This window comes from Williamsia sp. SKLECPSW1 (assembly GCF_054332755.1).
Window position 1 is genome coordinate 2,528,998 of sequence record NZ_JBTGLI010000001.1, and the last position, 24,771, is coordinate 2,553,768.

At 70.2% G+C, this 24,771-nt stretch carries 19 protein-coding genes; 7 read left to right on the forward strand and 12 right to left on the reverse strand.

What is annotated here, in order from left to right:
• Window positions 1-36: 36 nt before the first annotated feature.
• Entirely contained in the window at window positions 37-3,474 is a 3,438-nt protein-coding gene (locus ACXVUM_RS11855) for a BTAD domain-containing putative transcriptional regulator (RefSeq protein ID WP_458521986.1), read from the reverse strand.
• A 107-nt stretch (window positions 3,475-3,581) separates the two neighbouring features.
• Entirely contained in the window at window positions 3,582-5,381 is a 1,800-nt protein-coding gene (gene eccA, locus ACXVUM_RS11860; protein WP_458521987.1) for a type VII secretion AAA-ATPase EccA, read from the reverse strand.
• A 117-nt stretch (window positions 5,382-5,498) separates the two neighbouring features.
• Here eccA and purL point away from each other — a divergent pair, with 117 nt between their 5' ends.
• Together purL and ACXVUM_RS11870 are read left to right on the forward strand one after the other, a co-directional pair.
• Window positions 5,499-7,784, forward strand: a complete 2,286-nt coding sequence (gene purL / locus ACXVUM_RS11865; RefSeq protein ID WP_458521988.1) for a phosphoribosylformylglycinamidine synthase subunit PurL — start codon at window positions 5,499-5,501, stop codon at window positions 7,782-7,784.
• A 280-nt stretch (window positions 7,785-8,064) separates the two neighbouring features.
• A complete protein-coding gene (locus ACXVUM_RS11870) occupies window positions 8,065-9,144 on the forward strand; it encodes an NAD(P)H-dependent amine dehydrogenase family protein (RefSeq protein ID WP_458521989.1) in 1,080 nt (359 codons plus the stop codon).
• 59 nt (window positions 9,145-9,203) lie between these two features.
• On the opposite strand, the gene ACXVUM_RS11875 is transcribed toward ACXVUM_RS11870, so the two are convergent.
• The 3 genes from ACXVUM_RS11875 to ACXVUM_RS11885 form a co-directional block, all read right to left on the reverse strand.
• The gene (locus tag ACXVUM_RS11875) at window positions 9,204-11,189 is read right to left on the reverse strand and encodes an OPT family oligopeptide transporter (RefSeq protein WP_458521990.1); all 1,986 of its coding nucleotides are present in this window, start codon (window positions 11,187-11,189) and stop codon (window positions 9,204-9,206) included.
• A gap of 161 nt (window positions 11,190-11,350) precedes the next feature.
• Window positions 11,351-12,400, reverse strand: coding sequence for a threonine aldolase family protein (locus tag ACXVUM_RS11880; protein WP_458521991.1), 1,050 nt, complete (start codon window positions 12,398-12,400; stop codon window positions 11,351-11,353).
• On the reverse strand, window positions 12,400-13,908 hold the full coding sequence (locus ACXVUM_RS11885) for a glutamate--cysteine ligase (RefSeq protein ID WP_458521992.1): 1,509 nt from the start codon (window positions 13,906-13,908) through the stop codon (window positions 12,400-12,402). Before ACXVUM_RS11885 ends, ACXVUM_RS11880 begins: the two co-directional genes overlap by 1 nt.
• Window positions 13,909-13,978: 70 nt before the next feature.
• Here ACXVUM_RS11885 and ACXVUM_RS11890 point away from each other — a divergent pair, with 70 nt between their 5' ends.
• The 3 genes from ACXVUM_RS11890 to purM all read left to right on the forward strand — a co-directional run bounded on the left by ACXVUM_RS11890 (window position 13,979) and on the right by purM (window position 17,244).
• The gene (locus ACXVUM_RS11890) at window positions 13,979-14,365 is read left to right on the forward strand and encodes a sterol carrier family protein (protein ID WP_458522857.1); all 387 of its coding nucleotides are present in this window, start codon (window positions 13,979-13,981) and stop codon (window positions 14,363-14,365) included.
• A 121-nt stretch (window positions 14,366-14,486) separates the two neighbouring features.
• Window positions 14,487-16,064, forward strand: a complete 1,578-nt coding sequence (purF, locus tag ACXVUM_RS11895) for an amidophosphoribosyltransferase (RefSeq protein WP_458521993.1) — start codon at window positions 14,487-14,489, stop codon at window positions 16,062-16,064.
• A gap of 76 nt (window positions 16,065-16,140) precedes the next feature.
• Complete coding sequence (gene purM / locus ACXVUM_RS11900; protein ID WP_458521994.1) at window positions 16,141-17,244, forward strand: phosphoribosylformylglycinamidine cyclo-ligase; 1,104 nt, start codon at window positions 16,141-16,143, stop codon at window positions 17,242-17,244.
• Window positions 17,245-17,328: 84 nt separating this feature from the next.
• Here purM and ACXVUM_RS11905 read toward each other — a convergent pair whose 3' ends face one another.
• From ACXVUM_RS11905 to ygfZ, 3 genes are all read right to left on the reverse strand, one after another.
• Complete coding sequence (locus tag ACXVUM_RS11905) at window positions 17,329-17,508, reverse strand: DUF3073 domain-containing protein (RefSeq protein WP_253654546.1); 180 nt, start codon at window positions 17,506-17,508, stop codon at window positions 17,329-17,331.
• Between the two features lie 200 nt (window positions 17,509-17,708).
• Window positions 17,709-18,347 carry an MOSC domain-containing protein gene (locus ACXVUM_RS11910; protein WP_458521995.1) on the reverse strand — a complete coding sequence of 213 codons (639 nt, stop codon included), beginning with the start codon at window positions 18,345-18,347 and terminating at the stop codon, window positions 17,709-17,711.
• On the reverse strand, window positions 18,344-19,525 hold the full coding sequence (gene ygfZ, locus ACXVUM_RS11915; RefSeq protein WP_458522858.1) for a CAF17-like 4Fe-4S cluster assembly/insertion protein YgfZ: 1,182 nt from the start codon (window positions 19,523-19,525) through the stop codon (window positions 18,344-18,346). The genes ACXVUM_RS11910 and ygfZ overlap by 4 nt, the downstream gene beginning before the upstream one ends.
• 49 nt (window positions 19,526-19,574) lie before the next feature.
• On the opposite strand from ygfZ, the gene ACXVUM_RS11920 reads away from it, so the two are divergent.
• Entirely contained in the window at window positions 19,575-20,495 is a 921-nt protein-coding gene (locus ACXVUM_RS11920) for an aminodeoxychorismate lyase (protein ID WP_458521996.1), read from the forward strand.
• On the opposite strand, the gene ACXVUM_RS11925 is transcribed toward ACXVUM_RS11920, so the two are convergent.
• The 4 genes from ACXVUM_RS11925 to ACXVUM_RS11940 form a co-directional block, all read right to left on the reverse strand.
• The gene (locus ACXVUM_RS11925; protein WP_458521997.1) at window positions 20,496-21,275 is read right to left on the reverse strand and encodes a MerR family transcriptional regulator; all 780 of its coding nucleotides are present in this window, start codon (window positions 21,273-21,275) and stop codon (window positions 20,496-20,498) included.
• A complete protein-coding gene (locus tag ACXVUM_RS11930; RefSeq protein WP_458521998.1) occupies window positions 21,272-22,045 on the reverse strand; it encodes an ABC transporter permease in 774 nt (257 codons plus the stop codon). The genes ACXVUM_RS11925 and ACXVUM_RS11930 overlap by 4 nt, the downstream gene beginning before the upstream one ends.
• Window positions 22,042-22,815, reverse strand: coding sequence for an ABC transporter ATP-binding protein (locus ACXVUM_RS11935; RefSeq protein ID WP_458521999.1), 774 nt, complete (start codon window positions 22,813-22,815; stop codon window positions 22,042-22,044). The genes ACXVUM_RS11930 and ACXVUM_RS11935 overlap by 4 nt, the downstream gene beginning before the upstream one ends.
• A gap of 108 nt (window positions 22,816-22,923) precedes the next feature.
• A complete protein-coding gene (locus ACXVUM_RS11940) occupies window positions 22,924-23,487 on the reverse strand; it encodes a TetR/AcrR family transcriptional regulator (RefSeq protein ID WP_458522000.1) in 564 nt (187 codons plus the stop codon).
• A 108-nt stretch (window positions 23,488-23,595) separates the two neighbouring features.
• Between ACXVUM_RS11940 and ACXVUM_RS11945 the strand changes: the two genes are divergently transcribed.
• Window positions 23,596-24,750, forward strand: coding sequence for a serine hydrolase domain-containing protein (locus tag ACXVUM_RS11945; protein WP_458522001.1), 1,155 nt, complete (start codon window positions 23,596-23,598; stop codon window positions 24,748-24,750).
• The last annotated feature ends 21 nt before the right edge of the window (window positions 24,751-24,771 follow it).

The following is a 24,771-nucleotide window of genomic DNA, read 5'->3' on the forward strand; positions in this document are numbered from 1 at the left end:
CCACCGCTTGGAGAGAACTTGGAAGCGGTGGTGCGCCTACGCCTCGCCGACCGCCGCCGCGACGCCGAGCATGTCGAGTTCCCGGGCGCGGCTGCTGATCCGCGCCAGTTCGGCGTCCCGGTCAGGCGACGGATCCGACAGGCGCGCGAGGAGCAGCCGTGCGCGCAGCACCGTCGGGATCCCCTCGGTGCGCTCTCCGAGCCGTAGTGCGTCGACGGCACACGCACGTGCCTCGTCGACACGTCCCACTTCGGCGTACAACCGTGCCAGCGCGAGGCCCACCGGCCCGACGCATCCGACCTGCCCGACGATCGCGACCCGGTCGGCGAACGGCGCAAGGTCGGCGATGAACCGGTCGTAGTGGTCCTCGAGACCGAGATCGACGGCCACATGCGCCAGCAGCGTCGCGGTGCCCAGTGTGGTCCACACCGGTGCACCGCGGTTGGCCCACCACCGGCTCAACATGGTCTCGACCACCCGTCGGTCGCCGCGGGCTCCCGCGATGGCCGCGGTCCCCGCCACGACGACGCCCACCATGCCGTTGTCGCCGCCCTCGTCGACGACGGACTGCATCCAGCGCACCGGATCGTCCACGGCGAAGCCCAGTTCCGCGAGCGCACCCCGCTCCCACGCATAGGTCATCAGGGCGATCATCCCGCTCCCGGCCACGTACAGCTCGGTCTGCTCGTGCACCTCGCGGGCGGTCTCGTACTGGCGTCGGGCCAGGGGCAGGTCACCGTGCCACAGCGCGATCGTCGATTCCATCCAGCGCAGCTGCGCACGGACGACGGGCAGGCGGAGTTCCTCGCTCCCGGCGATGCCGACCGCGAGGTGGTGCTCGGCGAGCGCGACGTCGCCGAGGCTCATCGCGGCCATCGTGGCCACGGAGTGGCCGATGACGGTGTCCACCCGCGACTGGGCGTGATCGAGGGCGAGGAGACGGTCGATCCGATCCAGGATCTCGTGACTGTGCTGCGCGACACCGGAATAGGTGAGCAGGTATCCCAGCAGCGCGTCGGCGGTGATCTCGGCGTCACCCCGTGCCGCGGCGAGTTCCTCGGCGCGGGAGAGACACTCGGCCGGCACGGTGGAATCGGGGTTGTAGCAGTGGCCGACGGCGAGGGCCGCGAGCACCGACGTGTGCGCCTCGGGGTCGTCGACGGTGAAGCGACGCGCACGCTCCAACACGTCCAGGAGCGGACCGGGGTCGGCGCTGGGCGCCTGCCACGGCCACCCGCCACTCGACCGGAGCAGGGCGCCGGCGAGCTTGCCGGTCGTGGCGACGCGGCCGGCGTCCATGGCCTCCAGCATCTGGGCGAGCGCGGTGTCGAGCACCGTCTGTCCGCGCCCCGCCCGTGACTCCGCCTGCAGCAGCGACATCGTGAGATCGTCACGGACGGAGACGACCTGCTGGTCCGCGGCGACGTGTCCATAGGCGTCGATCGCGGTCCGCCACCACCCCGCGGCGACCTCGGAACTCCAGCGGGCGGCGGCGTCGTCCGCGGCGGCCGAGCACGCAGCGACCACGTCGAGCGGGTCGACCAGCGGGCCGGCGGCGACCATGTGGTGCGCACGGCGGCCGAGGACGTCACCGGTCGGTCGCAGCGTCGCCAGATGATCGGCCACGCGGGCATGTACCCGCCGACGTGCCGACGACCGCATGGTCGACAGCACCTCCTGACGCAGCAGACCGTGGGCGAAGACGTACCCGTCGGCGTCGCCGGCCGCGGTGATGATGCGATGGTCCGCCGCCTGGTCGAGCAGGTCGGCGATGTCGGCCGCAGGCAGTCCGCACACCGGTGCCAGCATGCGCAGGTCGATCTCGTCGCCGACGACGGCCGCCACCCGCAGGACCTCGAGCACCGGGTCCGGCAGCGACGCGAGGCGCCGGTCCAGCACCGACCGCACCGCGACCGGGATCTCGCCCTGGGCCCGTTCGTGGTGTGACAACCGCGCGTACTCCGAGACGAACAGCGGGTTGCCGCCGGTCCGTTCGACCAGATCACTGCGCTCGCGGTCGCTCAGCGACTCTTCGGCGACCTGATCGGCCAGCGCCGCGACCTCCGCAGGACTGAGCGGGGGAACCGCCAGATGGCGATTGCCGGTGTCGCGGGCGATGGCGGCCAGCAGACGCGCGACCGCAGTGGTGTGCTCACCCTCGCGGACCGTCAGCACGACGAGGACGGGCGCGTCGACCAGCGCGCCGGCCAGGAACGTCAGGCAGCCCATCGACGCGGGGTCGGCCCACTGGAGGTCGTCGACCACCACCGTCACCGCGCCCGCACCGGACGCCTCCTCCAGAAGTGCCTGCACGCGTTCGTAGATGGCGAAACGGGCCGTGTCGGCGTCGACACCGACCGGCGTCTCGGCGATGCGGTCGACGTCGGCGCCGAGCCCGCGGACCAGTTGGCGCAGGGTCCACCAGGCCGGTGCCGCCTCCTCGGGGTTACGGGCCCACACCACCGTTCCCCCGCGCTCGACGGTCGCAGCACTCGCGTGCTGTGCCAGACGTGTCTTGCCGATCCCGGGCGGTCCGACGAGCGCCGCCCACCGGGTGGTGCCCGCCCGCGCCGCCTCGACGAGACGGTCGATGACGTCGACCTCGCGCCGACGCCCCACCAGTGAGGTGGGGGAGGGGTCACCCGCGGGCGCCTCCGCGGGTTCGGGGGCGGGTGCCTCGGTGCGGTGGGCGCCCGTCCATCCGGGTCGTCGGGGCCACGCGGCCAGTTCCGGGTCGTGGTTGAGGATCGAGTGCTCGATCGCACGCAGTTCCGGTCCGGGTTCCAGGCCGAGGTCCTCGTCGAGTCGACGGGAGTGGTCACGCAGCACCGCCAGCGCCTCGGGTGCACGTCCGGCGCGGTAGAGGGCGACGGCCGACAGCCAGGACGACCTGTCCCGCAACGGGTTCGCCTCGCGGAGGGCCGTCGACTCCTCGATCGCGGGGGTGATCTGCTCCGTCGCGAGCAGCGCGGCGACACGGTGTTCCCGCACCTCGGTGTCGAGATCGGCCAGAGCGGCCGCGTGCGGTGCGACCCAGTCGCTGTCGGCGAGATCGGCGAGCAGCGGTCCCTGCCACAGTCCGAGCGCACGCGACGACTCCGCCAACGCGTCGGCCCATCTCTCCTCGTCGACGAGTCCGCGGGTGGTCGCCGCTAGCGCGCGGAACTCGGCGACGTCGACGGCGCCGGCGGGGACGTCGATGAGGTACCCGGGCGGTTGTCGCACGATCGACGATGTCCCCGCCGCCGGGTCGCGCAGGATGCGCCGCAGGTTGGAGATGTAGGCGTGCAGGCTCGACATGGCGTTGCCGGGTTGCTCGTCACCCCAGATCGCGGCACACAGCCGGTCGGTGGACACCGCGCGACCGCGTTCGAGCAGCAGCAGTGCCAGCACCGTGCGCTGTTTGGGCGATCCGAGCTCCAGCGCAGCACCGTCCCGGGTCGCGCTGAGCGGTCCCAGAAGGCGGTACTGCATCGTTCTCCCCGACGGGTGTGTCCTCGCACGTCTCCGACGTCGCGCACCCCTGGACGACGTCTGAGACGGTTATATCGGACAGACGCCCGCTTCGCGGGCCAGTCGGATCAGTGGGTCCGGGCCTGCAGGTTCATCGAGGTGAGGATCTGGTCGATCGCGGTCTGCACGTCGGCCGGTTCGATGCGCATGAGGGCCTCGGCGTCGAGGTCGGTGATGTCGACCTCGCCCGAGCTGAGACGGAACTCCCGTTCCTCCTCCGCCGACTCGATCACGTTGCGGATGAACCGGCCGTTGCCGGCGAGGTCGATGAGGCGCACCTGGTTGCCGCTCTGGTCGGTGACCGTCGTCGACCACAGCGGCATGCACGCCTCCTGGATGACGCGCACCGACTCCGCCGGGAGCTGTGCGTCGCGGGATCGCGCGATCACCTCGGCGATCTCGGCCAGCTCAGCGGGGTCGTAGGAGTCGAAGCGGATGCGTCGCGCGAACCGGGAGGCGAGGCCGTCGTTCGCGGCGAGCAGCCGGTCGATCTCGCCGTCGTAGCCGGCGATGATGACGACGAGTCGGTCGCGGTTGTCCTCCATACGGGCCAGCAGCGTGTCGACGGCCTCCCGTCCGAACGCGTCGCCGCCGGACAGACCGGTCTGGATCAGCGTGTAGGCCTCGTCGATGAACAGCACCCCGTCGAGGGCGCGGTCGATGAGGGCTGACGTCTTGGGCGCGGTGCTGCCGAGGTGCTCGCCGACCATGTCGCGACGACTCGCCTCGACGATGGAGTCGGACTTCAGCAGGCCCAGTCCGCAGTAGGTCTTGGCGATGATGCGGGCGATGGTCGTCTTGCCCGTGCCGGGTGGGCCGGTGAACGCCAGGTGCAGGCTGCGGGCGTTGCTGGCCAGGCCCTTGTCGGCGCGGACCTTCGCCAGCGCGACCGCCGACGACAGCTTCGCGACCTGGTTCTTCACCGATGCGAGACCGACCTGGCCGTCGAGTTCAGCCTTCGCCTCCGCGAGGCGGTCGTTGCCGGCGCCGGATGCCGCGGCCTCGATGCCCGTCTGCTCCTCGGGCACCGACGACGGGTCCCAGCGGCGCTCACGACGGGCGATGCGTTCCGGGTCGACGACGACCAGCCGGTACCGGGGGTCGCGCAGCGCCTCGGCGTTGGCGGTGAACCCGGGGTCACGGGAGTAGACCTGTTCGAAGAGGGCGCGTGCCTTGTCCTCGTGGCCCTCCTCGCGCAGGACGAGGCCGTGGGTGAACATCGCGGCCGTCACCGCCGCCGGGATGGGCCCGGACTCGGCCTGTTCCAGCCGTCGGTTCGCCTCGGTGAACATGCCCAGCTGCGCGCAGGCCGACCCGATCATCACGTTGGCCCCGGCGAGCATGTACTCGTCGGTCCAGCCCGCGGCGGCGCTCGACAGGACCGACAGCACGTCCGGCCAGCGTTGCGTCGTGAAGTGCATCATCGCGCGGATGTAGGTGACGATCGGCGTCGCCTCGTGCGCCGGGATCTGGTCGAGCGCCTCCTCGGCCCCGTCGTGGTCCAGGCCGGTGACCAGCGACGCCGCATAGGCCGCGATCACATCGGTGACCGAGGTGATCGGGTAGTCGATGTAGAGGCCGGTCGCGAACCGTCCGACGAGCGTCGACGGGGGCAGACCGAGCCGCCGCAACTCGCTGTGCAGCGCCGAGCGGGTGCGGTAGAGGTTCAACAGGTTGTGCGCGGCATCGTCGCCGCAGGCGATCCGGCCGAGCCAGGCGTCGGCCATCTCCGGGGCGTGTTCGGACGCGCGCTGGAACGCCAGCGCCGCCTGACCCGGCTCGCGGGCGGCCTCCTGCCCGTCGACGGGGATCCCGAGCGACAGGATGCCGAAGTCGAACAACTGCCGCGCCTGACGGATGTCTCCCACGCGCCGCCCCCTCGCTGCACAAACCTACGAATGCTGCCGATCACCCTAGTCGGGCCGTCCGTCGGTGCCCACCGGCCGGTCGGGAGCCCGACGGCCCGCACCCACTACGATGGCGCGGTGAGCGCACAGGTCGATACCGTCTCCTCCGCCGCCGACACCCCCGACACCCCGCAGCCGTTCCGCGAGCTCGGTCTCAAGGACGACGAGTACGCGCGGATCCGCGACATCCTCGGCCGTCGGCCCACCGACGCCGAACTCGCCATGTACTCCGTGATGTGGTCCGAGCACTGCAGTTACAAGTCGTCGAAGGTGCATCTGCGGTACTTCGGCGAGACCACCACCGAGGAGATGCGGGCGTCCATGCTCGCCGGCATCGGGGAGAACGCCGGCGTCGTCGACATCGGCGACGGCTGGGCGGTGACCTTCAAGGTCGAGTCGCACAACCACCCGTCCTACGTCGAGCCGTACCAGGGCGCTGCCACCGGCGTCGGCGGCATCGTCCGCGACATCATGGCCATGGGCGCACGGCCGATCGCGGTGATGGATCAGCTCCGGTTCGGTCCGGCCGACGCCCCCGACACCCGACGCGTCGTCGACGGCGTGGTGCGCGGTGTGGGTGGCTACGGCAACTCGCTCGGGCTGCCGAACGTCGGCGGCGAGACCGTCTTCGACCCCAGCTACGCCGGCAACCCACTGGTGAACGCGCTGTGTGCGGGGGTCCTGCGCACCGAGGACCTGCATCTGGCGTTCGCCTCGGGCGCGGGCAACAAGATCATCCTGTTCGGCGCCCGCACCGGACTCGACGGAATCGGCGGCGTGTCGGTGCTCGCCTCGGAGACGTTCGACGAGTCTTCTGAATCCGGCCCGAACCGCAAGAAGCTGCCGTCGGTACAGGTGGGTGACCCGTTCACCGAGAAGGTTCTCATCGAGTGCTGCCTCGAGCTGTACCACGCGGGCCTCGTCATCGGCATCCAAGACCTCGGCGGTGCCGGACTGGCCTGCGCCACTTCCGAACTCGCGGCCGCCGGCGACGGCGGCATGCACGTCGACCTGGAGAAGGTCCCGATGCGCGCCGACGGCATGACCCCCGCGGAGGTGCTCTCCAGCGAGTCGCAGGAGCGCATGTGCGCGGTCGTCAGCCCCGAGAACGTCGAGGCGTTCATGGACGTCTGTCGCAAGTGGGATGTGCTTGCGACCGTGATCGGTGAGGTCACCGAGGGGGATCGGCTCGAGATCACCTGGCACGGTGAGACCGTCGTCGACGTCCCGCCGCGGACCGTCGCGCACGAGGGGCCCGTCTACCAGCGGCCTGTCGAGCGACCCGAATGGCAGGACGAGGTGATCGCCTCGACGACAGCAGGTCTCGCGCGTCCGTCGACATCGGCGGAGCTGCGGGAGACGTTGCTGCGCATGATCTCCTCACCTGCGCTCTGCAGCCGCAAGTTCATCACCGAGCAGTACGACCGCTACGTCCGCGGCAACACCGTCCTCGCCGAGTACGCCGACTCCGGTGTGATCCGGATCGACGAGTCGTCCGGACGTGGGATCGCGTTGGCGACAGACGCATCCGGCCGGTACACCTACCTCGACCCCTACCGCGGTGCGCAGCTCGCGTTGGCAGAGGCGTACCGCAACGTCGCCGTCACCGGTGCTGCGCCGACCGCCGTCACCAACTGCCTCAACTTCGGCTCGCCCGAGGATCCCGCGGTGATGTGGCAGTTCTCGCAGGCCGTTCGCGGACTGGCCGACGGCTGTGCGCACCTGGGCATCCCGGTGACCGGGGGCAACGTCAGCTTCTACAACCAGACCGGGTCGACGGCCATCCTCCCGACGCCCGTGGTCGGCGTGCTCGGGGTGATCGACGACGTGCACCGACGGATCCCCACCGGCTTCGGTGCGGAGCCGGGAGAGACGCTGATCCTGCTCGGCGAGACCCGCGACGAGTTCGACGGGTCGATCTGGGCGCAGGTCGCCCACGATCACCTCGGGGGCGTGCCGCCTGCGGTCGACCTCGACCGCGAGCGCCTCATCGCCGAGATCCTCACCGCCGCATCGCGGGACGGTCTGATCTCCGCCGCGCACGACCTGTCCGAGGGTGGTCTCGCGCAGGCGGTCGTCGAGGCGGCGCTGGCCGGCGAGTCCGGGTGCCGGATCGTCCTGCCGGAGGGTGCCGACCCGTTCGTGTACCTGTTCTCCGAATCGGCCGGTCGCGTCCTGGTGTCGGTTCCGCGGTCGGAGGAGACGCGTTTCACCGCGATGCTGGACGCACGGCAGCTGCCGTGGGACCGCCTCGGCGTCGCCGATCAGGCGATGGACTCGGTCGAGATCCAGGGTCACTTCACCGTGTCGCTGCAGGAGCTCCGTGAGACCCACGAGGCGACGCTGCCCGCGCTGTTCGGCTGACCCTCACCCGTCGAGTGGGCGTTTCCAGACGTCGAGTGGGCGTTTCCGGACGTCGACTGGGCGTTTCCGGACGTCGAGTGGGCGTTTCCGGACGTCGAGTGGGCGGATGTGCGGCCGGTCGGCGCGACGAGCGGTTCCTACCGCCCAACGGACGGTTCCAACTGCCCAACGGACGGTTCCTACCGCCCAACGGACGGGTGGGTGGGTGAAACCGGCCCATCAGAACTAGAACGTGTTCTACTCTCGGGCGCACGGGGCCGAGGGAACACGAGAGGCGACGATGACACTGCGAGTGGTCGAATGGTCAACCGGCACGGTGGGGCGGCACGCGATCGCCGGCATCGTCGCCCGTCCGGAGCTGGAGCTCGTCGGGGTCTGGGTCTCGGATCCCGCCAAGGTGGGTCGTGACGTCGGCGATCTCGCCGACCTGGGCCGCGACCTGGGCGTGCAGGCGACCGACGACCGCGACGCCCTCATCGCGCTGAAGCCCGACGCGATCGTGCACACCGCCATGACCGACGACCGCATCTTCGAGGCGATCGACGACCTGGTCTTCTTCCTCGAGAACGGCATCAACGTGGTGTCGTCGGGCCCGGTGCTGCTGCAGTTCCCGACCGGTGTCGTCCCCGACGACCTCGTGCAGCGTGTCCACGCGGCCGGGGTGAACGGCAACGCGAGCCTGCACGTGAACGGCATCGACCCGGGTTTCGCCAACGACGTCCTGCCGCTGTCGTTCACGAGCCTGTCGCAACGGATCGATCAGGTGCGCTGCTACGAGATCGCCGACTACTCGACGTACTACCAACCCGTCGTCATGCGCGAGATCTTCGGTTTCGGCAAACCCGTCGACGAGACCCCGATGCTCTTCACACCGGGAGTGCTGTCGATGGCGTGGGGAAGTGTGGTCCGCCAGATCGCGGCCGGGCTGGACCTGGTGCTCGAGGAACCGCTCGTCGAGCACGTAGAGAAGTACGCCGCCGAGGAGGACATCTCGACGCTCTCCGTCGACATCGCCGCGGGCACGATGGCCGCGGTCCGCTTCCAGGTGGCCGGGCTCGTCGACGGCGTGGAACGCGTTGTGCTCGACCACATCACGCGGACCCATCCGGCGCAGCGTCCCGACTGGCCGACGCCGACCACCGGGGACGGCTGCTACCGCGTCGAGATCACCGGTGAGCCGATGATGACCGTCGACTTCGTCCACAAGGGCGAGAACGGCGACCACAACATCTCCGGCATGATCACCACCGCCATGCGACTGGTCAATGCCGTCGAGGCGGTGGTCGCGGCGCGGCCCGGTCTCGTGACGGCCCTGGATCTGCCGCTGGTCACCGGTCGGGGACTCGTCGCCGGGTCCTGAGACCCGCGGCGCGGCCGCCGCTCTCGCCGACGATCGTGACGTCGGCGAGAGCCGACACGTCAGGCGCTCGAGGAGTCCTTCGACGGCGCCGTCGACGTCGCGGTGCGCGAGGTCCACCGGTAGAGCCAGCCGACGAGGACCACGAAGACGATGCCGCCGATGACCTGGGCCGGGTTGGCGAAGCCGTCGCCGACGATCGCCAGCGGCGAGTCGTCTCCTGTGGCCGCGACGATGCCGGCGAACAGCACACCGAACAGCGACTCCCCGACGATGAGTCCGCACGCGAGCAGGGTCCCCATCCGCTTGGTGCGGCTCGGATCCGATCGGCCGTCGGCCCACCGGTTGTAGAAGAAGCCGAGCAGCGCGCCGATCGGGATGATCACGGTGAGCGAGATCGGCAGGTACATGCCGAGCCCGACGGCGAGCGGCGGGACACGGAAACGCGTCGTCTTGCCGAGGACCTCGTCGACGAGGATGATCCCGAGGCCGATCAACGCACCGACGCCGATGAGCGCCCAGTCGATCGAGCCGCCGAACACGCCGTCGACGAGCGAGGAGATCAACGACGCCTGCGGTGCCGCCAGCGCGTCGTCGCCGGCGCCGGGAGCGCCGACGAACCCGAACGCGGTCTGCATCAGCTGCAGGATCGGGGGGATCACCGCCGACCCGAACAGCACGCCGATGATCAACGCCACCTGCTGTTTCCACGGCGTCGACCCGACGAGCTGGCCGGTCTTGAGGTCCTGCAGGTTGTCGTTGGAGATGGTCGCGACGCCGAACACGACCGCAGCGGTGAAGAGTGTGAACGCCACCAGCGCCGTCGACTGTCCGGGATCGGCGCTGCCGAACGTGAACTTGATCAGCAGTGCCGCACCGATCGCCACGAGGATGCCGACACCGGAGATGGGGCTGTTCGACGAGCCGATGAGCCCGGCCATGTACCCGCACACGGCGGCGATGAGCAGTCCGAGCACCAACACGAACACCAGGCTCACCGCGATGATCCCGCCGGCCTTGCCCTGGAGTTGTGTGCCGCTGACGAAGTCGTAGAGCAGGAAGCCGATCGGGATCAGCATGAGGACCGCGACCCCGCCGACGATCTGGACGGGGATGTCGCGCTCGGTGATGTCGACGGTCTCGCCGCCGCGGCGCAGACGGGCCGAGCGCAGGGAACCGACGATGCCGGTCGCGATCGGCCGGAGGATGCGCAGGAGGGTCCAGATGGCGGCGACGGCGATGGTGCCGGCGCCGATGAACCGGACGTCGGAGGAGAACACCGACGAGACTGCGTCGGAGAGCGACTCTCCCGCAGGCAGATCGCCCCACGTCCGGATGGGCACGAGGATCCCGTAGGAGATGATGAGGCCGATGAAGATCGCGATGCCCACCGTGATCCCGACGAGGTGGCCGACACCGATCAGCGCGAGGGACAGGCTGGCACCGAACATCGACCCGCCGGAGCCGACGCGGAACGCGGTCGAGACGGAGTTGCTGAGCACCTTGAGCGACGCGACGAGCGAGAACGCCGCCGCAGCGATCGCCGCGACGCTGAGCACGCGCAGGCCGCCCCGGTTGTCCTCGGCGCCGTTCGCGGAGTCACCGACCTTGAGGACCTCGGCGCCCGCGACGCCCTCCGGATAGGGCAGGTCCGATCCGGTGACGAGCGCGCGCCGCAACGGGATCGAGTACATGACGCCGAGGATCCCGCCCGTGGCGCACACCGCGACCGTCGTCCAGTAGGGGAATCCGGTCCACCAACCGACCATGATGAGGCCGGGCAGGACGAAGATGATCGCCGAGAGTGTGCCGGCGGCCGACGCGATCGTCTGGACGATGTTGTTCTCGACGATGGTGTGGTCGTGGAAGTAGCGCAGCACGCTCATCGAGATGACGGCGGCGGGGATCGACGTCGCGAAGGTCAGGCCCACCTTCAGGCCCAGGTAGACGTTGGCCGCGGTGAAGACGAGCGTGATGAGACCGCCCAGGATCACGCCGCGGACGGTCAACTCCTTGATGCTCTGCCTGCTCGCGGTGGACAACGCCATCGGTGACTCCTTCTCGTCGACGTGCTCGTCGAGTATGCGACGGTCGGCGCCGCCTCGTGTGGTTCCCGTGTGATTGTGGAGGCGGATGTTCCTCGAGACGGACACCTCGCCGCGCGGGCGGGGTCGGAGGTGACTGCCGGCTCCGCGCGGGGGTCGTCGGCTCAGTGACGGGTCGCGGCCCGGACGGCGTCGAGCAGGTCGTCGATGTCCTGCGGACGATGGGCGAAGCTGGTCACGAGCCGGACGACGCCGGGTTCCCACCGGTCGGCGTAGAACGTGTAACCCTGCTGCTTCAGGGCGGTGGTGAGACCCTCGGGGAACCGGCAGAACAGGATGTTCGCACCGGGATCGCCGAGCACGTCGACTCCGGGCACCTGACCCAGGCCCTCGCGGAGCCGCTCGGCCATCGCGTTCGCCTGGCGGGCGGTGGTGAGCCAGTGGTCGTCGCGCAGGTGGGCCCCGAGCTGGGCGGTCTGGAACCGCATCTTGGCGGTGAGCTGCCCACCGCGCTTGTGGCGGTAGGCGAGTTCGGTCGCGAGGGACGGGTCGAAGGAGACGATCGCGTCGGCGGTCATCGTGCCGTTCTTGGTCGCGCCGAACGACAGGATGTCGACGCCGAGGCGCCAGGTCATCTCGGCGGGCGAGACGTCCAGCGCCACCACGGCGTTGGCGAAGCGGGCACCGTCCATGTGGACGCGCAGTCCGGCGTCGTGGGCGATGTCGGCGAGTGCGCGCAGCTCGTCGACGGTGTAGACGCTGCCGGTCTCGGTCGCCTGGGTGACGCTGACGACCGACGGCTGCACGCTGTGGACGTCTCCGCGCCGTCGGACCACCGCGGCACGGAGGGCGTCGGGGTCGATCCGCGAGTCGTCGCCGTCGACGTGCAGGAACTTGGCTCCCGCGGTGAAGAACTCGGGTGCACCGGCCTCGTCGGTCGTGATGTGGGAGGTCGGATGCGCGAGGATCGCACCCCACGGCGGAGTCAGTGCGGCCAGGGCGATCCCGTTCGCCGCGGACCCGGAACCGACGGGGAAGACGTCGACGGGGCGTTCGAAGACGTCGCCGAACTGCTCGACCACGGACCGGGAGAGGTCGTCGTTGCCGTAGGGCAGCGCGAGACCGGTCGACGCCTCGGCCAGCGCCGCGAGCACCTCCGGACTCGGACCCGCGGTGTTGTCGCTGGAGTAGCCGCGCAGGATCGGTTGTGCCATCACATGTCCCAGGTGTGTACGGGGTGGCCCTCGTGCATCCGCTCGAGGTAGTCGCGCAGCATCCCGGTGAGGGCGGCCTCGCGGGACTCCCCGGCGCGTTCGCGCGCCGTGACCGCCTCGCGTTGCCACACCGATCCGGTGCGACGCCGCTGACACCGGCCCTCGATGATGCCGAGGTAGCGCCGACGGGCCTTCTCCGACACCCCGTAGGCGGCGAGACCGCGGTCGGCGGCGGGGAGGAGCCGGCGCAGGGCGAGCTCGTCGGGGCGGATCCATCCGACCGTGGGCCAGTAGATCTGCGCCTCGAGGCCGTCGCGGGCGCCCGCCGTGAGGTTCTCCGTCGCCGCGTCGAAGGACATCTGCGACCACAGCGGGCGATCGGCGTCCACGAGACCGCGCATCAGACCGTAGAAGAACGCCGTGTCGGCCATGGTGTCGATGACCGTGGGGCCGGCGGGCAGGACGCGGTTCTCGATGCGGACGTGCGCGTGGCCGTCGACGACGTCGTAGATGGGTCGGTTCCAGCGGTAGACGGTGCCGTTGTGCAGGTTCAGTTCCGACAGGGCGGGCGTCCGGCCGGCGTCGAGCGCCTCGAGCGGGTCCTCGGTGCTGCAGACCGGCAGCAGGGCGGGGAAGTAGCGGGTGTTCTCCTCGAACAGATCGAAGATCGTGGTGATCCACCGCTCGCCGAACCACACCCGGGGGCGCACCCCCTGGTTCTTCAGCTCGAGGGGTCGCGTGTCCGTGGCCTGCGTGAACACCGGGACGCGGGTCTCGTGCCACAGGGCCTTGCCCGCGAAGAACGGCGAGTTGCCCGCGATGGCGACCTGGATCCCCGCGATCGCCTGCGCGGCGTTCCAGTGGTCGGCGAAGTCCTCCGGTGCCACCCGCAGGTGTAGTTGCACCGAGGTGCAGGCGGCCTCGGGGAGGATGGATTCCGTGGTGGCCGTGAGCCGTTCGCCCGAGCGCGCGTCGCCGAGAGGGACGCCGTCGATGTCGAGTTCGATGTCCTCCCCGCGGGCGGCGAAGATCTGATCGTTGAGCAGTTCGTAGCGCGGGTTCGCCGAGATCCACTCCGGGGTGAGGTGGTCGAGTCGCACGGTCGGCAACATCCCGATCATCGCGAGCCGGTTGTCGGTGGTGGCCGCCTGGGCGTCGGCGCGGTTCAACGAGGCGCGCAGGGCGTTCTCCAGCGACAGCATCGCGTCGTCGGCGAACGGGCGCGGGGCCACGTTGATCTCGATGTTGAACTGGCCCAGTTCTGTCTGGTAGTCCGGATCGGAGATCGCCTTCAGGACAGCGCCGTTCGACATGGCGGGATTCATGGCGCGGTCGACCAGGTTCAGCTCGACCTCCATGCCGACCAGCGGCGCGGGCGCGTCGTCGGTGTCGACGAAGGCGCCCTCGGCGAGCATCCGTGCGATCGCCTCGGTCCCGCGCGTCACCTGCTCGCGGAACCGTCGTCGGTCCTCCCGGGTGAACTCGCGCCTGCTGACCTCGGCTCCCATCACCTGATGGTGTCATCGAGCAGGGGGGTCGAGCCACCGAAACGGACACCGGGCGTGCTGGGATGATCGGATCGTGGCCACCAAGTCCGTCGACCCTGCCGAGATGCGTGCCGCCGTGCTCGCCGTCGCCCCCTGGGTGCGGGGCGAGACCGACGAGACCCCGCCGCGTCCGGAAGTCGCACTCGCGGTCCGGACGACCGCCCGGACCCTGGCGCAGATCGCCCCGGGGCATTCGGTGGAGGTGCGGATACCGCCGTTCGTCGCCGTGCAGTGCATCGAGGGCCCGCGCCACACCCGGGGGACGCCACCGAACGTCGTCGAGACCGACCCGCGGACGTGGCTGCGGCTCGCGGCCGGTCTCACCGACCTGGTGGACGAGATCGCCGCGGTCACGGTGTCGGCGTCGGGGAGCAGGGCACCGGAGGTCGCGAACCACCTCCCGCTCGTCCGCGTCTGACCATGCCCCGCACACGCGTCTGATTCCCGCGCCGAGTGCGCGTCTGATTCGCTGTTGTCGCACGTCGGCCCGTAAACTCGACGCCAGGTCCGACCGTCGCCCACCCGCATCGGAGTGCCCTGTGACCGAGCTGTCCGTCCACAGCCCGAACCTCCTCGCCGAACCCGCCTCCGACGCCCCGCTCGACGACCGCGGCGAGAACGAGCCCCGCGAGGAATGCGGCGTGTTCGGCGTCTGGGCCCCAGGTGAGGACGTCGCCAAGCTGACGTACTACGGCCTGTACGCGTTGCAGCACCGCGGCCAGGAGGCCGCCGGCATCGCCGTCGGCGACGGGTCGCAGGTCCTGGTCTTCAAGGACCTCGGTCTCGTCTCGCAGGTGTTCGACGAGCAGACGTTGGCCTCCATGCCGGGCCATGTCGCCATCGGGCACTGCCGCTACAGCACCACAGGCTCCACGACGTGGGAGAACTCACAGCCGATCTTCCGGACCACGGCGGCGGGCACCGGGGTGGCCCTCGGACACAACGGCAACCTGGTCAACACCGCCGATCTCGCGGCGGTCGCCCGCGAGGCCGGGCTCATGGCCTCCCGGATCCACGGCGGCGCCACGTCGGACTCGGACGTCGTCGGCGCCCTGCTCGCGCACGGAGCGGCCGACAGCACCATCGAGCAGGCGGCGATGGAACTGCTGCCCACGCTCGACGGCGCCTTCTGTCTCACCTTCATGGACGAGCACACCCTCTACGCCGCGCGTGATCCCTACGGCGTCCGACCGCTGTGTCTCGGCCGCCTCGACCGTGGATGGGTCGTCGCGTCGGAGACCGCCGCCCTCGACATCGTCGGCGCGTCCTACGTCCGCGAGATCGAGCCCGGTGAGCTCCTCGCCATCGACGCCGACGGCGTCCGGAGTTCACGATTCGCCACGCCCACCCCCAAGGGCTGTGTGTTCGAGTACGTCTATCTCGCCCGGCCCGACAGCGTGATCAACGGCCGGTCGGTGCACTCGTCGCGGGTCGAGATCGGTCGCCGGTTGGCCCGCGAGCACCCCACCGACGCCGATCTGGTCATCCCGGTCCCCGAGTCCGGCACCCCGGCGGCCACCGGCTACGCACAGGAGTCCGGGATCCCCTACGGCCAGGGCCTGATGAAGAACGCCTACGTCGGACGCACCTTCATCCAGCCGTCCCAGACCATCCGCCAGCTCGGCATCCGGTTGAAGCTGAACCCGCTGCGGGAGGTGATCCGCGGCAAACGCCTCGTCGTCGTCGACGACTCGATCGTCCGCGGGAACACCCAGCGAGCCCTCATCCGGATGTTGCGTGAGGCCGGTGCCGCCGAGATCCACGTGCGCATCGCGTCGAGTCCGGTGCGCTGGCCGTGCTTCTACGGGATCGACTTCGCCTCACCCGCCGAACTCATCGCCAACGGCATGGAGTCCGAGCAGGGGATGGTCGAGGGCGTCCGGCAGGCCATCGGTGCCGACTCGCTCGGATACATCAGCATCGACGAGATGATCGCCGCGACCGAGCAGCAGCCCGATCAGCTCTGCGCAGCGTGTTTCGACGGCAAGTACCCCATCGATCTGCCGACCGAGACGTCGATGGGCAAGGCGGTCCTCGAGGCCATGCTGTCCTCGACCGCCGGCGACGATCCGCTGGTCTCCCACAACGACAACGTGAGCGCCCTGCGTCGCCCCTGATCGCGTCGAACGGATGACCGACCATGCCGGGTCCCGCCACCCGTCGGGTGGCCCCGTCTCCGGTAGCGTGACCCGCGTGCCGAACCAGGAGACCGCGCCCGACGACGGACCGTCCACCCGCGGCGCGTCGTACGCCGAGGCCGGGGTCGACATCGATGCCGGAGACCGCGCCGTCCAGCTGTTCGGCCCGCATGCGAAGCGTGCCTCCCGCCCCGAGGTCCTCGGGGGGCTGGGTGGCTTCGCGGGTCTCTTCGCCCTGCGCGGCAACTATCGCGAGCCGGTGCTGGCGTCCTCGACAGACGGTGTCGGCACGAAGCTCGCGATCGCACAGGCCATCGACAAGCACGACACCGTCGGACGCGATCTGGTCGCGATGGTCGTCGACGACCTCGTCGTCTGCGGCGCCGAGCCGCTGTTCCTGCAGGACTACATCGCCGTCGGCAAGGTCGTCCCGGAGACGGTCGCCGAGCTGGTCAAGGGCATCGCCGACGGCTGCGTCGAGGCCGGATGTGCACTGCTGGGCGGCGAGACCGCCGAGCACCCGGGCCTGATGGAGCAGTCGCACTACGACCTGTCGGCCACCGGTGTCGGTGTCGTCGAGGCGGATGCGGTGCTCTCGCCCGATCGAGTGCGTCCGGGCGACGTGGTGATCGCGATGGGATCGTCGGGTCTGCACTCCAACGGCTACTCGCTGGCCCGCAAGGTCCTGCTGGACTGGGGTCACATGGACCTCGGCGGGCACGTCGAGGAGTTCGGCCGCACGCTCGGCGAGGAACTGCTGGAACCGACCCGGATCTACGCCAAGGACTGCCTCGCGCTGGTCGCCGAGACCGATGTGCGCACGTTCGCCCACGTCACCGGCGGTGGTCTCGTCGACAACCTCGCGCGCGTGATCCCCGACGGCCTGCGGGCCGAACTCGACCGGGGCACCTGGACGCCGGCGCCCGTCTTCGCGATGATCGCGCAGCGCGGCCGCGTCGAACGTCTCGAGATGGAGCGCACGTTCAACATGGGTGTCGGGATGGTCGCCATCGTGGCGCCGGAAGACACCGATCGCGCACTCGCCGTGCTGACCGCACGACACATCGACAGCTGGGTGCTGGGAACCGTGAAGAAGTCACACGAGGGACGTGACTCCGCGGGTGAAGCCGAACTCAGTGGCGAGCACCCGCGCTTCTGACTCTCGAAGCGATGATGGTCCCGAACGGGAGGCCGCACTCAGAACTGTGCGGTACAGCTCCCGACCGGGACGGTCACCCGGCGATCAGGCTCGACGCCACTCGTCCTCGTCGGCCCACGCATCTGCGGGGTCCGGACGGTCGGAGGGGCGTTCCGGTTCGCCGGCCAGCTCCCGCTGAAGGCTGGTGAGGTCCATGTTCGGAGAGCTGTATTTCAGCTCCCGAGCGACCTTCGTCTGCTTCGCTTTTGCTCTGCCGCGGCCCATAGGGGGACCCCCTCGCACAATGACGGGGCGGCCAATCAAGATTGGCGGCCCCGCTCTGAGTTAACAAATCTTGTCGTGTGCAACAGTCTAGCGCGGCCTGAGGCCTCCTGCGGACCAGGCCGGACAAGACCCGCCGGACGACCCGCGTGATGATCCCGACAGCCGGTGATCGGACCTGCGGTCCGGGCCGATGATCGCCCTCAGGTCCGGGCGCGTCGTCGCTGGATCTTGCCCGCCTCCCGGGCGACCTTGCCGCTGTACCGCGGGTCGGTGGTGAGGAGTTCGAGCCCGGAGTCGTCGACGTCGCCGGTGAGGAGGGCCCGCACCGTGATGCCGTGGTCGGGGCGGTCGGCCACGAGGACCTCGTCGCCCGCGACGACGTCACCCTCGGTGCGGACGCGCAGGTACGCGCCCACGTCGCCCCGTTCGAGGAATCGGGCGACCCACCGGGGCTCCTCGGCCCACGCGGTGAAGGTCTTGCAGGGCGTGCGGAAGATCGTGACCTCGAGTTCCACGGTGTCCCCGATGTGCCATCGCTCACCGATGACCGCATCGGTGACGGCGAGGCCGTCGACCCGGAGGTTCTCCCCGAACCATCCGGGCGGCAGCGAGCGGCCCAGTTCGTCGGCCCATCGCCGGGCCTCGGTGTTGCTGTAGGCGTAGACCGCCTGGTCGCGGCCGCCGTGGTGCGCTGTGTCGACGATGGTGTCGCCACGGACGCCCTCGGCCGTGATGCGGACGGGGCCGACCACCTCGGTCTTGCCGATGCCGGAGTCGCCGATGCGGTCGAGGTGGACGGGTCGGTCGGCCGCGCAGACCGTCAGGATGCGACCGGTCACCGCGACCGCAGACCCTCGACGGCGGCCCGGCCGGCGCGCACGCGGTCGTCGACGCGGACCGACGCGGGGTCGATCGAGACGGCGGCACCGCCGGCCTCGAGCGGGGTGGAGGGGTCGATCGAGCGCTTGAGCAGCGCCAACGCGATGGGTCCGAGTTCGAAGTGGTCGACGACGGTCCCCACCCGCCCGACCGTGCGGCCGGCTGCGGTCACCGGGTCGCCCGTGGCGGGACGGCTGTCGGCGCTGCCGTCGACCTGGAGCAGGACCAGCCGCCGGGGCGGGCTGCCCAGGTTGTGCACCCGCGCCACCGTCTCCTGGCCCCGGTAGCACCCCTTCTCCAGATGGACTGCCCCGTAGACGTCGGGTCCGCCGATCCAGTCGACCTCGTGGGGGATCGTGCGCTCGTCGGTGTCGAGTCCGAGACGGGGGACCAGTGCCGCCACACGGAGCGCCTCGAAGGCCCAGGTGCCCGCCGGCCGGGCGCCTGCCTCGACGATGGCGTCCCACCAGCGGTCGAACTGTGCATCGGGCACGAGGACGTCGACGCGGGGGACGCTCGGGTGGCCGTCGGCGTCGGGCTCGCCGAGGGGCGGCATGATCCGCCAGAATCCCGACGGCTCGTCGTCGTGGTGGAGTTCGGGGATCCGACCTGCGGCGTACACGGGCGCGTCGGCGGTGATCTCCAGGAGGTCGGCCACCGGTCCGCGGACGGCGTCCGGGCCCAGGAGGGTCAACACCCGCAGATCGGGACGGTCGACGGGTTCGGCCTTGGCCCAGAACACCATGCGCTGCAGGAACGTCAGGAGCGTCTGTGCCCGGTGGGGCTCGGTGTCGACGACGGTGAGCGCGTCGATGTCGGTGAGGACGAAGTGGTCCTCCACGCGGCCGTTCGCGTCCAGGCTGAGGTTCTCCGCCGACGTCCGGTCGGCCAGGTTGCTGACGAACTGGCTGGAGATGGTGTGCAGCCAGCTGAGGCGTTCGTCGCCGCTGATCTCCAGGACCCCGCGGTGGGAGCGATCGACGACGGCGACCGACTGCGTCGCGGCCCGTTGCTCCCCGAGGGGATCGCCGTGGTGCCAGGCGACACCCTGGTCGAGGGAGTCCTCGGGAGGGGGGACGGCGCCGGATTCTCGCTGATGCGGACGCAGTGCGGGCTGGTCGGCGTCGGGTTCTCCGATCGAGTCGGTCACGTCTTCATCGTACGAGCCCCCCGCTACGCTGATCGCCATGCCGCAGTCGATCCTGGTGACCCACGACGGTGCCGTCCTGGACCCCGACGTCCCGTATCTGCATGCCGACGACCTCGCCGCGGTCCGCGGTGACGGTGTCTTCGAGACCCTGTTGGTCCGGGAAGGGCGCGCGCGCAACGTCTCCCGCCATCTGAGCCGTCTGGCGAGCAGCGCCGAGGCACTCGACCTGCCCGCGCCGGACGTCGACCGGTGGCGCACGGCGATCGGCACCGGACAGCGCACCTGGGCCGAGAAGAACGGTCGTGAGACCGAGGGTCTGATGCGCATCGTCTACTCCCGGGGACGTGAGAGTGCGCCCGTGGGGCAGGCCGCGCCGCGGGAACGCGCCGAGACCGGCATCACCCGCGAGTCGAACGAGGCGACGGCGTACCTCACCGTCGGTCCGGTGCCGGCCCGTGTGGAGACGGTGCGCACCGAGGGCACGTCTGTCATCACGCTCGAGCGCGGTTACTCCGTCGACCTCGCGGCCCGTGCGCCGTGGCAGCTGCTCGGGGCGAAGACCCTGAGCTACGCCACCAACATGGCCGCCCAGCGGCACGCGGCCGCCCAGGGCGTGGACGACGTCATCTTCGTCTCCAGCGAGGGTGAGGTGCTGGAGAGCCCGCGCTCGACGGTGATCGCACTGCACGGCGAGACGCTGTCGACGCCGCCCGTGGAGAACGGGGTGCTGCCGGGCACCACGCAGCAGGCGCTGTTCGCGGTGGCCGAGGACGAGGGTCTGAAGACCGAGTACCGCTCACTGCGTGTGGCCGATCTGATCGTCGCCGACGGTGTGTGGCTGATCTCCAGCGTCACCCTCGCGACACGGGTGCGTGAGCTCAACGGATACGAGATGCCCGTGCCTGCTCGCGAGGCGGAGTTCGCCGCCCTGGTCGACAAGGCCGTCGCCGCCGACTGATCACCTCGTCGGGCGGGATTCGTCGCGGTGCAATCGCGTCCACCCCTGCCACCCGCGTTCGTGGAGGATCTCGATGAGACGCGCACCGATCGCGGTGGACGCGGTGACCGCGTCGAGCAGGGCCACCGTGGCGTCGTCGATGGTGTCGTCGTAGTTGTCGCCGCTGTCGAGGAAGCGTTGCGTCGACCGCTCGACGAGATCGGCGACCTCGACCATCCGTGGATCGTCGGCGGTCCATGCGGTCGCACTGCCGAGCAGCCGGTACAGCGCCACCACGTCGGGGTCCTCGAGGCTCGCGAACTTGGTCGCGATGATCTCGTCGATGCGGTCGGGCGCCTGCGCTGCGACCAGGATCCAAGCGTCCCGTTCCAGTGCGATGTAGTCCTCGCTCTGCCCGATCTCCCGCAGCGTGTCCAACCAGCGGATTGCACTGTCCGGCAACGCGAGGTGCTCGCCATGGGCGAGCGCGGCGAGGCGTTCGCGGGTCTGTGACAGGCGATCGATCTCCTCCGCGAGGCGGTGGTCGAGTTCGTCGACCTCGGCCGCGAACTCCTCGGGTCCGGCGTCGAGGAGTTCCTGCACTCGGGAGAGCGGGACACCTGCCGAGGCGAGTACCCGGATGCGGATGAGGCGCACCACCGCGGTGGCGTCATAACTGCGATAGCCCGACGCGTCGCGGTCGGGTTCGGGCAACAGCCCGATGCGGTGATAGTGCCGAACCGCTCGGATGGTCGTGCCCGCGTGGCCCGCGAGTTGCCCGATGGTGAGGCGGCCGTTCATGGCGCCACCCGCCGGTGCACCACGGTCGCCCCGATGCAGGCCACCGCGAGGATCCCCACGCACCAGGCGATCGCCCACCACACGCCGGACCCCACCGGTTCGCCGGCGAACAGCGATCGCAGGGTGTCGACGACGGAGGTCACCGGTTGATTGTCGGCGAACCACCGCACCGGCGCGGGCATCGACGCGGTCGGTACGAAGGCGGAACTGATGAAGGGCAGGAAGATCAGCGGATAGGAGAACGCGCTCGCGCCGTCGATCGTCGAGGCGGTCAGGCCCGGGATGACGGCCAACCAGGTCAGCGCCAGCGTGACCAGGGCCAGGACGCCGATCGCCGCGAGCCACGCGAGCGGTCCGGCCGACGAACGGAAGCCCATCAGCAGCGCGACGCCGATGACCACCAGCAGGGAGACACCCGTCGCCACGAGCGAGGTGAGTACATGCGCCCAGAGCAGTGCCGACCGGGCGATCGGCATCGACCGGCAGCGCTCGACGATCCCGCCCTGCTTGTCGGTGAACAGCCGATAGGCCGTGTAGGCGACGCCCGACGCGACCGTGATGAGAAGGATCCCAGGGAGCAGGTACGTCACGTAGGCGGCCGAGCCGGTCCCCTGACCGGTGCGTATCGCGCCGCCGAGCACGTAGACGAACAGAAGCAGGAACGCGATCGGCATCAGCACCGTCGTGATGATCGTGTCGGGACTGCGAGCGATGTGGCGCAGTGAGCGCCCGGTGAGGGTCATCGTGTCGGTGAGGGCGTGCACGGTCATCGGATCTCCTGGGCGGTGGTGAGGGCGAGGAAGATCTCCTCGAGTGTGGGTTGCTTCTCGACGTACTCGACCGTTGCCGGCGGCAGGAGTCGCTTGAGTTCGTCCAGGGTCCCGTCGACGAGGACGCGGCCCTCGTGGAGGATCGAGATCCGGTCGGCGAGACGTTCGGCCTCCTCGAGGTACTGGGTGGTGAGCAGCACGGTGACACCCCCGGCCGCGAGCGACGAGACGGTCTCCCACACCTCGGCTCGTGCCTGGGGGTCGAGGCCGGTCGTGGGTTCGTCGAGGACGACGACGGCCGGGTCGCCGATGAGCCCCATCGCGATGTCGAGTCGTCGACGCATCCCGCCGGAGTACGTCGCCACGCGGCGATCGGCCGCGTCCTGCAGGGAGAACCGGGTGAGGAGGTCGTCGGCGACGCGCCGGGGGCCGCGCACATGTCGCAGGCGGGCGACGAGCACGAGGTTCTCGCGGCCCGTCAGGATCGGGTCGACCGCGGCGAACTGGCCGGTGAGGCTGATGATCTCGCGTACCCGTGGTGCCTCGGTCGCGACGTCGAGGCCGTCGACGGAGACGGTGCCGCGGTCGGCGGTGAGAAGGGTCGTCACGATCCGGATGAGGGTCGTCTTGCCGGCGCCGTTCGCGCCGAGCAGCGCGACGACGCGCCCGCGGGGAACGGTGAGGTCGGCCCCGCGCAGCACGCTCACGTCGCCGAAGGATTTCCACACCCCCTCGATCCGGATCGCCGGTGCGGTGTCGATGATCGTCATGGGGCACTCCTGATGCGTCGAGGACGGACGCGGATCAGGATGGGGGGCTGACGCAGGGTCAAGGTCAACCATCGCGTCGAGACGCAGGTGATCGATCCCGTCGTGGGGCTACTCGCGAGTGGGGAGTCCTCGCAGCAACGCGGCGACGAAGAGGTCGAATCGTGGCGTCAGGCCGCCGTGGTCCGTCGGGTGCTCCTCGGCCGCGACCCACGCGATCAGACTGGTGATGTAGACGAGGTAGCTCTGTTCGGCCATCGCGTCGTCGGCACCGAGATCGCCGAACGCCGAGACGATCTCAGCCCGCAGGCCCCCGTAGGCGTCCGCGTGGTGTCGGTGCGGGCGGGCGAGGTGCGTGACGAAACCGGGGGCGGCGAGGAAGTGTTGCCGGAGCGCCGATGCCAAGGTCGTCAACCACTCCCGCCCGTCGGCCCCGCGCGCGCCCGCGTCGCCGAGTGCGCGATCGACCAGAACGGGACTCACGAGATCGAGCACCTCGTCGCGATTGCGCACCCAGCGGTAGAGGGCACTGTGGGACACCTCGAGACGGCCGGCGAGCTCACGCATCGTCAGCTCGTCGAGATCGTCCGACGCCAGTGCGGCCGCCACGATCTGCTCGCGATCGATCTTGGCCGGTCGGCCACCAGCTCCCCCTGTGGCTGATCGACCTGACATGGGGACACAGTACGAGCCCCGCGAAAGGGTGGTCCGGCATCGTTAGTGACCATTGGTCACTAACCGGCTACCCTGGTGTCGACGGGCCGGCAGACCGAGGGAGGAACCATGGGGAACGATCTCGTGAACGGGACAGTGGCCGATGGATTCGAGCGCGTGCGTGCGGAATTCGAGCGCGCGGCAGTGGGGGAGGAGTCGCCGCTGTCGGCGCAACTCGCCGCCTGGCACGACGGTCGACCGGTGGTCGACCTGTGGACCGGTCCCGATGTCACCGGTGACTCCCTGTTCGGTGCCTACTCGGCGGGCAAAGGAGCTGCGCACCTCGTGTTCGCGCGCCTCGTCCAGGACGGCGTCATCGACCTCGATCGACCGGTGGTCCACTACTGGCCCGAGTTCGCCGCGCACGGGAAGGGGCGTTTGTCGGTACGTGACCTCCTCGCCCATCGATCGGGGGTCGTCGGTGCCGACGAGGGGTTCTCGATGGACGAGATCGCCGACGACGAGTTGGTGGCCGAACGTCTCGCCGCGCAGCGGCCGCTGTGGCAGCCCGGGTCCGCGTTCGGCTATCACGCGTTGGTCGCCGCCGCGCTGACCGGAGAGATCATGCGTCGGACGACCGGCGAATCGGTGGCTGCGTTGTTCGCGGCCATGATCGGCGAACCCAGCGGGGTCGACGTCTTCTTCGGGCTGCCCGAGAGCCAGGAGCCGCGGTTCCTGACCAGCCAGTCGCCATCGATGACACCCGAGCGCAGGGAAGCCCTGGCGCTCGCTGCGGTACCGGACGACAGCATCACGGGTATCGCGTTCAACCGCACCCACCCCGAGAACCGGCCCGTCTGGGAGATGCCCAACATCCCGGTGATCCGCCGTCGGGGTCCGGCCTCTCTCGGCGCGGTGGCGTCGGCGCGGGGGTTGGCGAGGATGTACGCGGCGGCGGTGTCCGGGGTCGACGGCGGGGAACCGCTCCTCTCGGCGGACACGGCCTCGGAGTTCGGCCGCATCCACTCCATCGGGCACGACCTCGTCCAGAGGCGCCACTGGCAGTTCACGCCCGGCTTCCACGCCACCTCCGAGGTCTATCCGTGCCTCGCCCAGGGAGCGTTCGGCCACAGCGGCGCCGGTGGCCAGCAGGCGTTCGCCGATCCCCGCACCAGGCTGGCCTACGGCTACACCCGACGGCGCGCACCGTTCCCCGCCGCGCCCGCGCCGGAGAACGATCGGATGATCGCAGCGCTCGTCGAGGCCGCCCGCGCAGCCGCGTGACCTCCGTCGTCGCACCTCGGA

Bases quoted from the DNA above. Each gene is read 5' to 3' on its own strand.
- ACXVUM_RS11925 (WP_458521997.1), bottom strand. From the start codon at position 21,275: ATGAACGGCCGCCTCACCATCGGGCAACTCGCGGGCCACGCGGGCACG.
- ACXVUM_RS11870 (WP_458521989.1), top strand. From the start codon at position 8,065: ATGACACTGCGAGTGGTCGAATGGTCAACCGGCACGGTGGGGCGGCAC.
- ACXVUM_RS11855 (WP_458521986.1), bottom strand. From the start codon at position 3,474: ATGCAGTACCGCCTTCTGGGACCGCTCAGCGCGACCCGGGACGGTGCT.
- ACXVUM_RS11945 (WP_458522001.1), top strand. From the start codon at position 23,596: ATGGGGAACGATCTCGTGAACGGGACAGTGGCCGATGGATTCGAGCGC.
- ACXVUM_RS11885 (WP_458521992.1), bottom strand. From the start codon at position 13,908: ATGGGAGCCGAGGTCAGCAGGCGCGAGTTCACCCGGGAGGACCGACGA.
- ACXVUM_RS11935 (WP_458521999.1), bottom strand. From the start codon at position 22,815: ATGACGATCATCGACACCGCACCGGCGATCCGGATCGAGGGGGTGTGG.
- ACXVUM_RS11875 (WP_458521990.1), bottom strand. From the start codon at position 11,189: ATGGCGTTGTCCACCGCGAGCAGGCAGAGCATCAAGGAGTTGACCGTC.
- ACXVUM_RS11905 (WP_253654546.1), bottom strand. From the start codon at position 17,508: ATGGGCCGCGGCAGAGCAAAAGCGAAGCAGACGAAGGTCGCTCGGGAG.
- ACXVUM_RS11920 (WP_458521996.1), top strand. From the start codon at position 19,575: ATGCCGCAGTCGATCCTGGTGACCCACGACGGTGCCGTCCTGGACCCC.
- ACXVUM_RS11880 (WP_458521991.1), bottom strand. From the start codon at position 12,400: ATGGCACAACCGATCCTGCGCGGCTACTCCAGCGACAACACCGCGGGT.
- ACXVUM_RS11930 (WP_458521998.1), bottom strand. From the start codon at position 22,045: ATGACCGTGCACGCCCTCACCGACACGATGACCCTCACCGGGCGCTCA.
- ACXVUM_RS11940 (WP_458522000.1), bottom strand. From the start codon at position 23,487: ATGTCAGGTCGATCAGCCACAGGGGGAGCTGGTGGCCGACCGGCCAAG.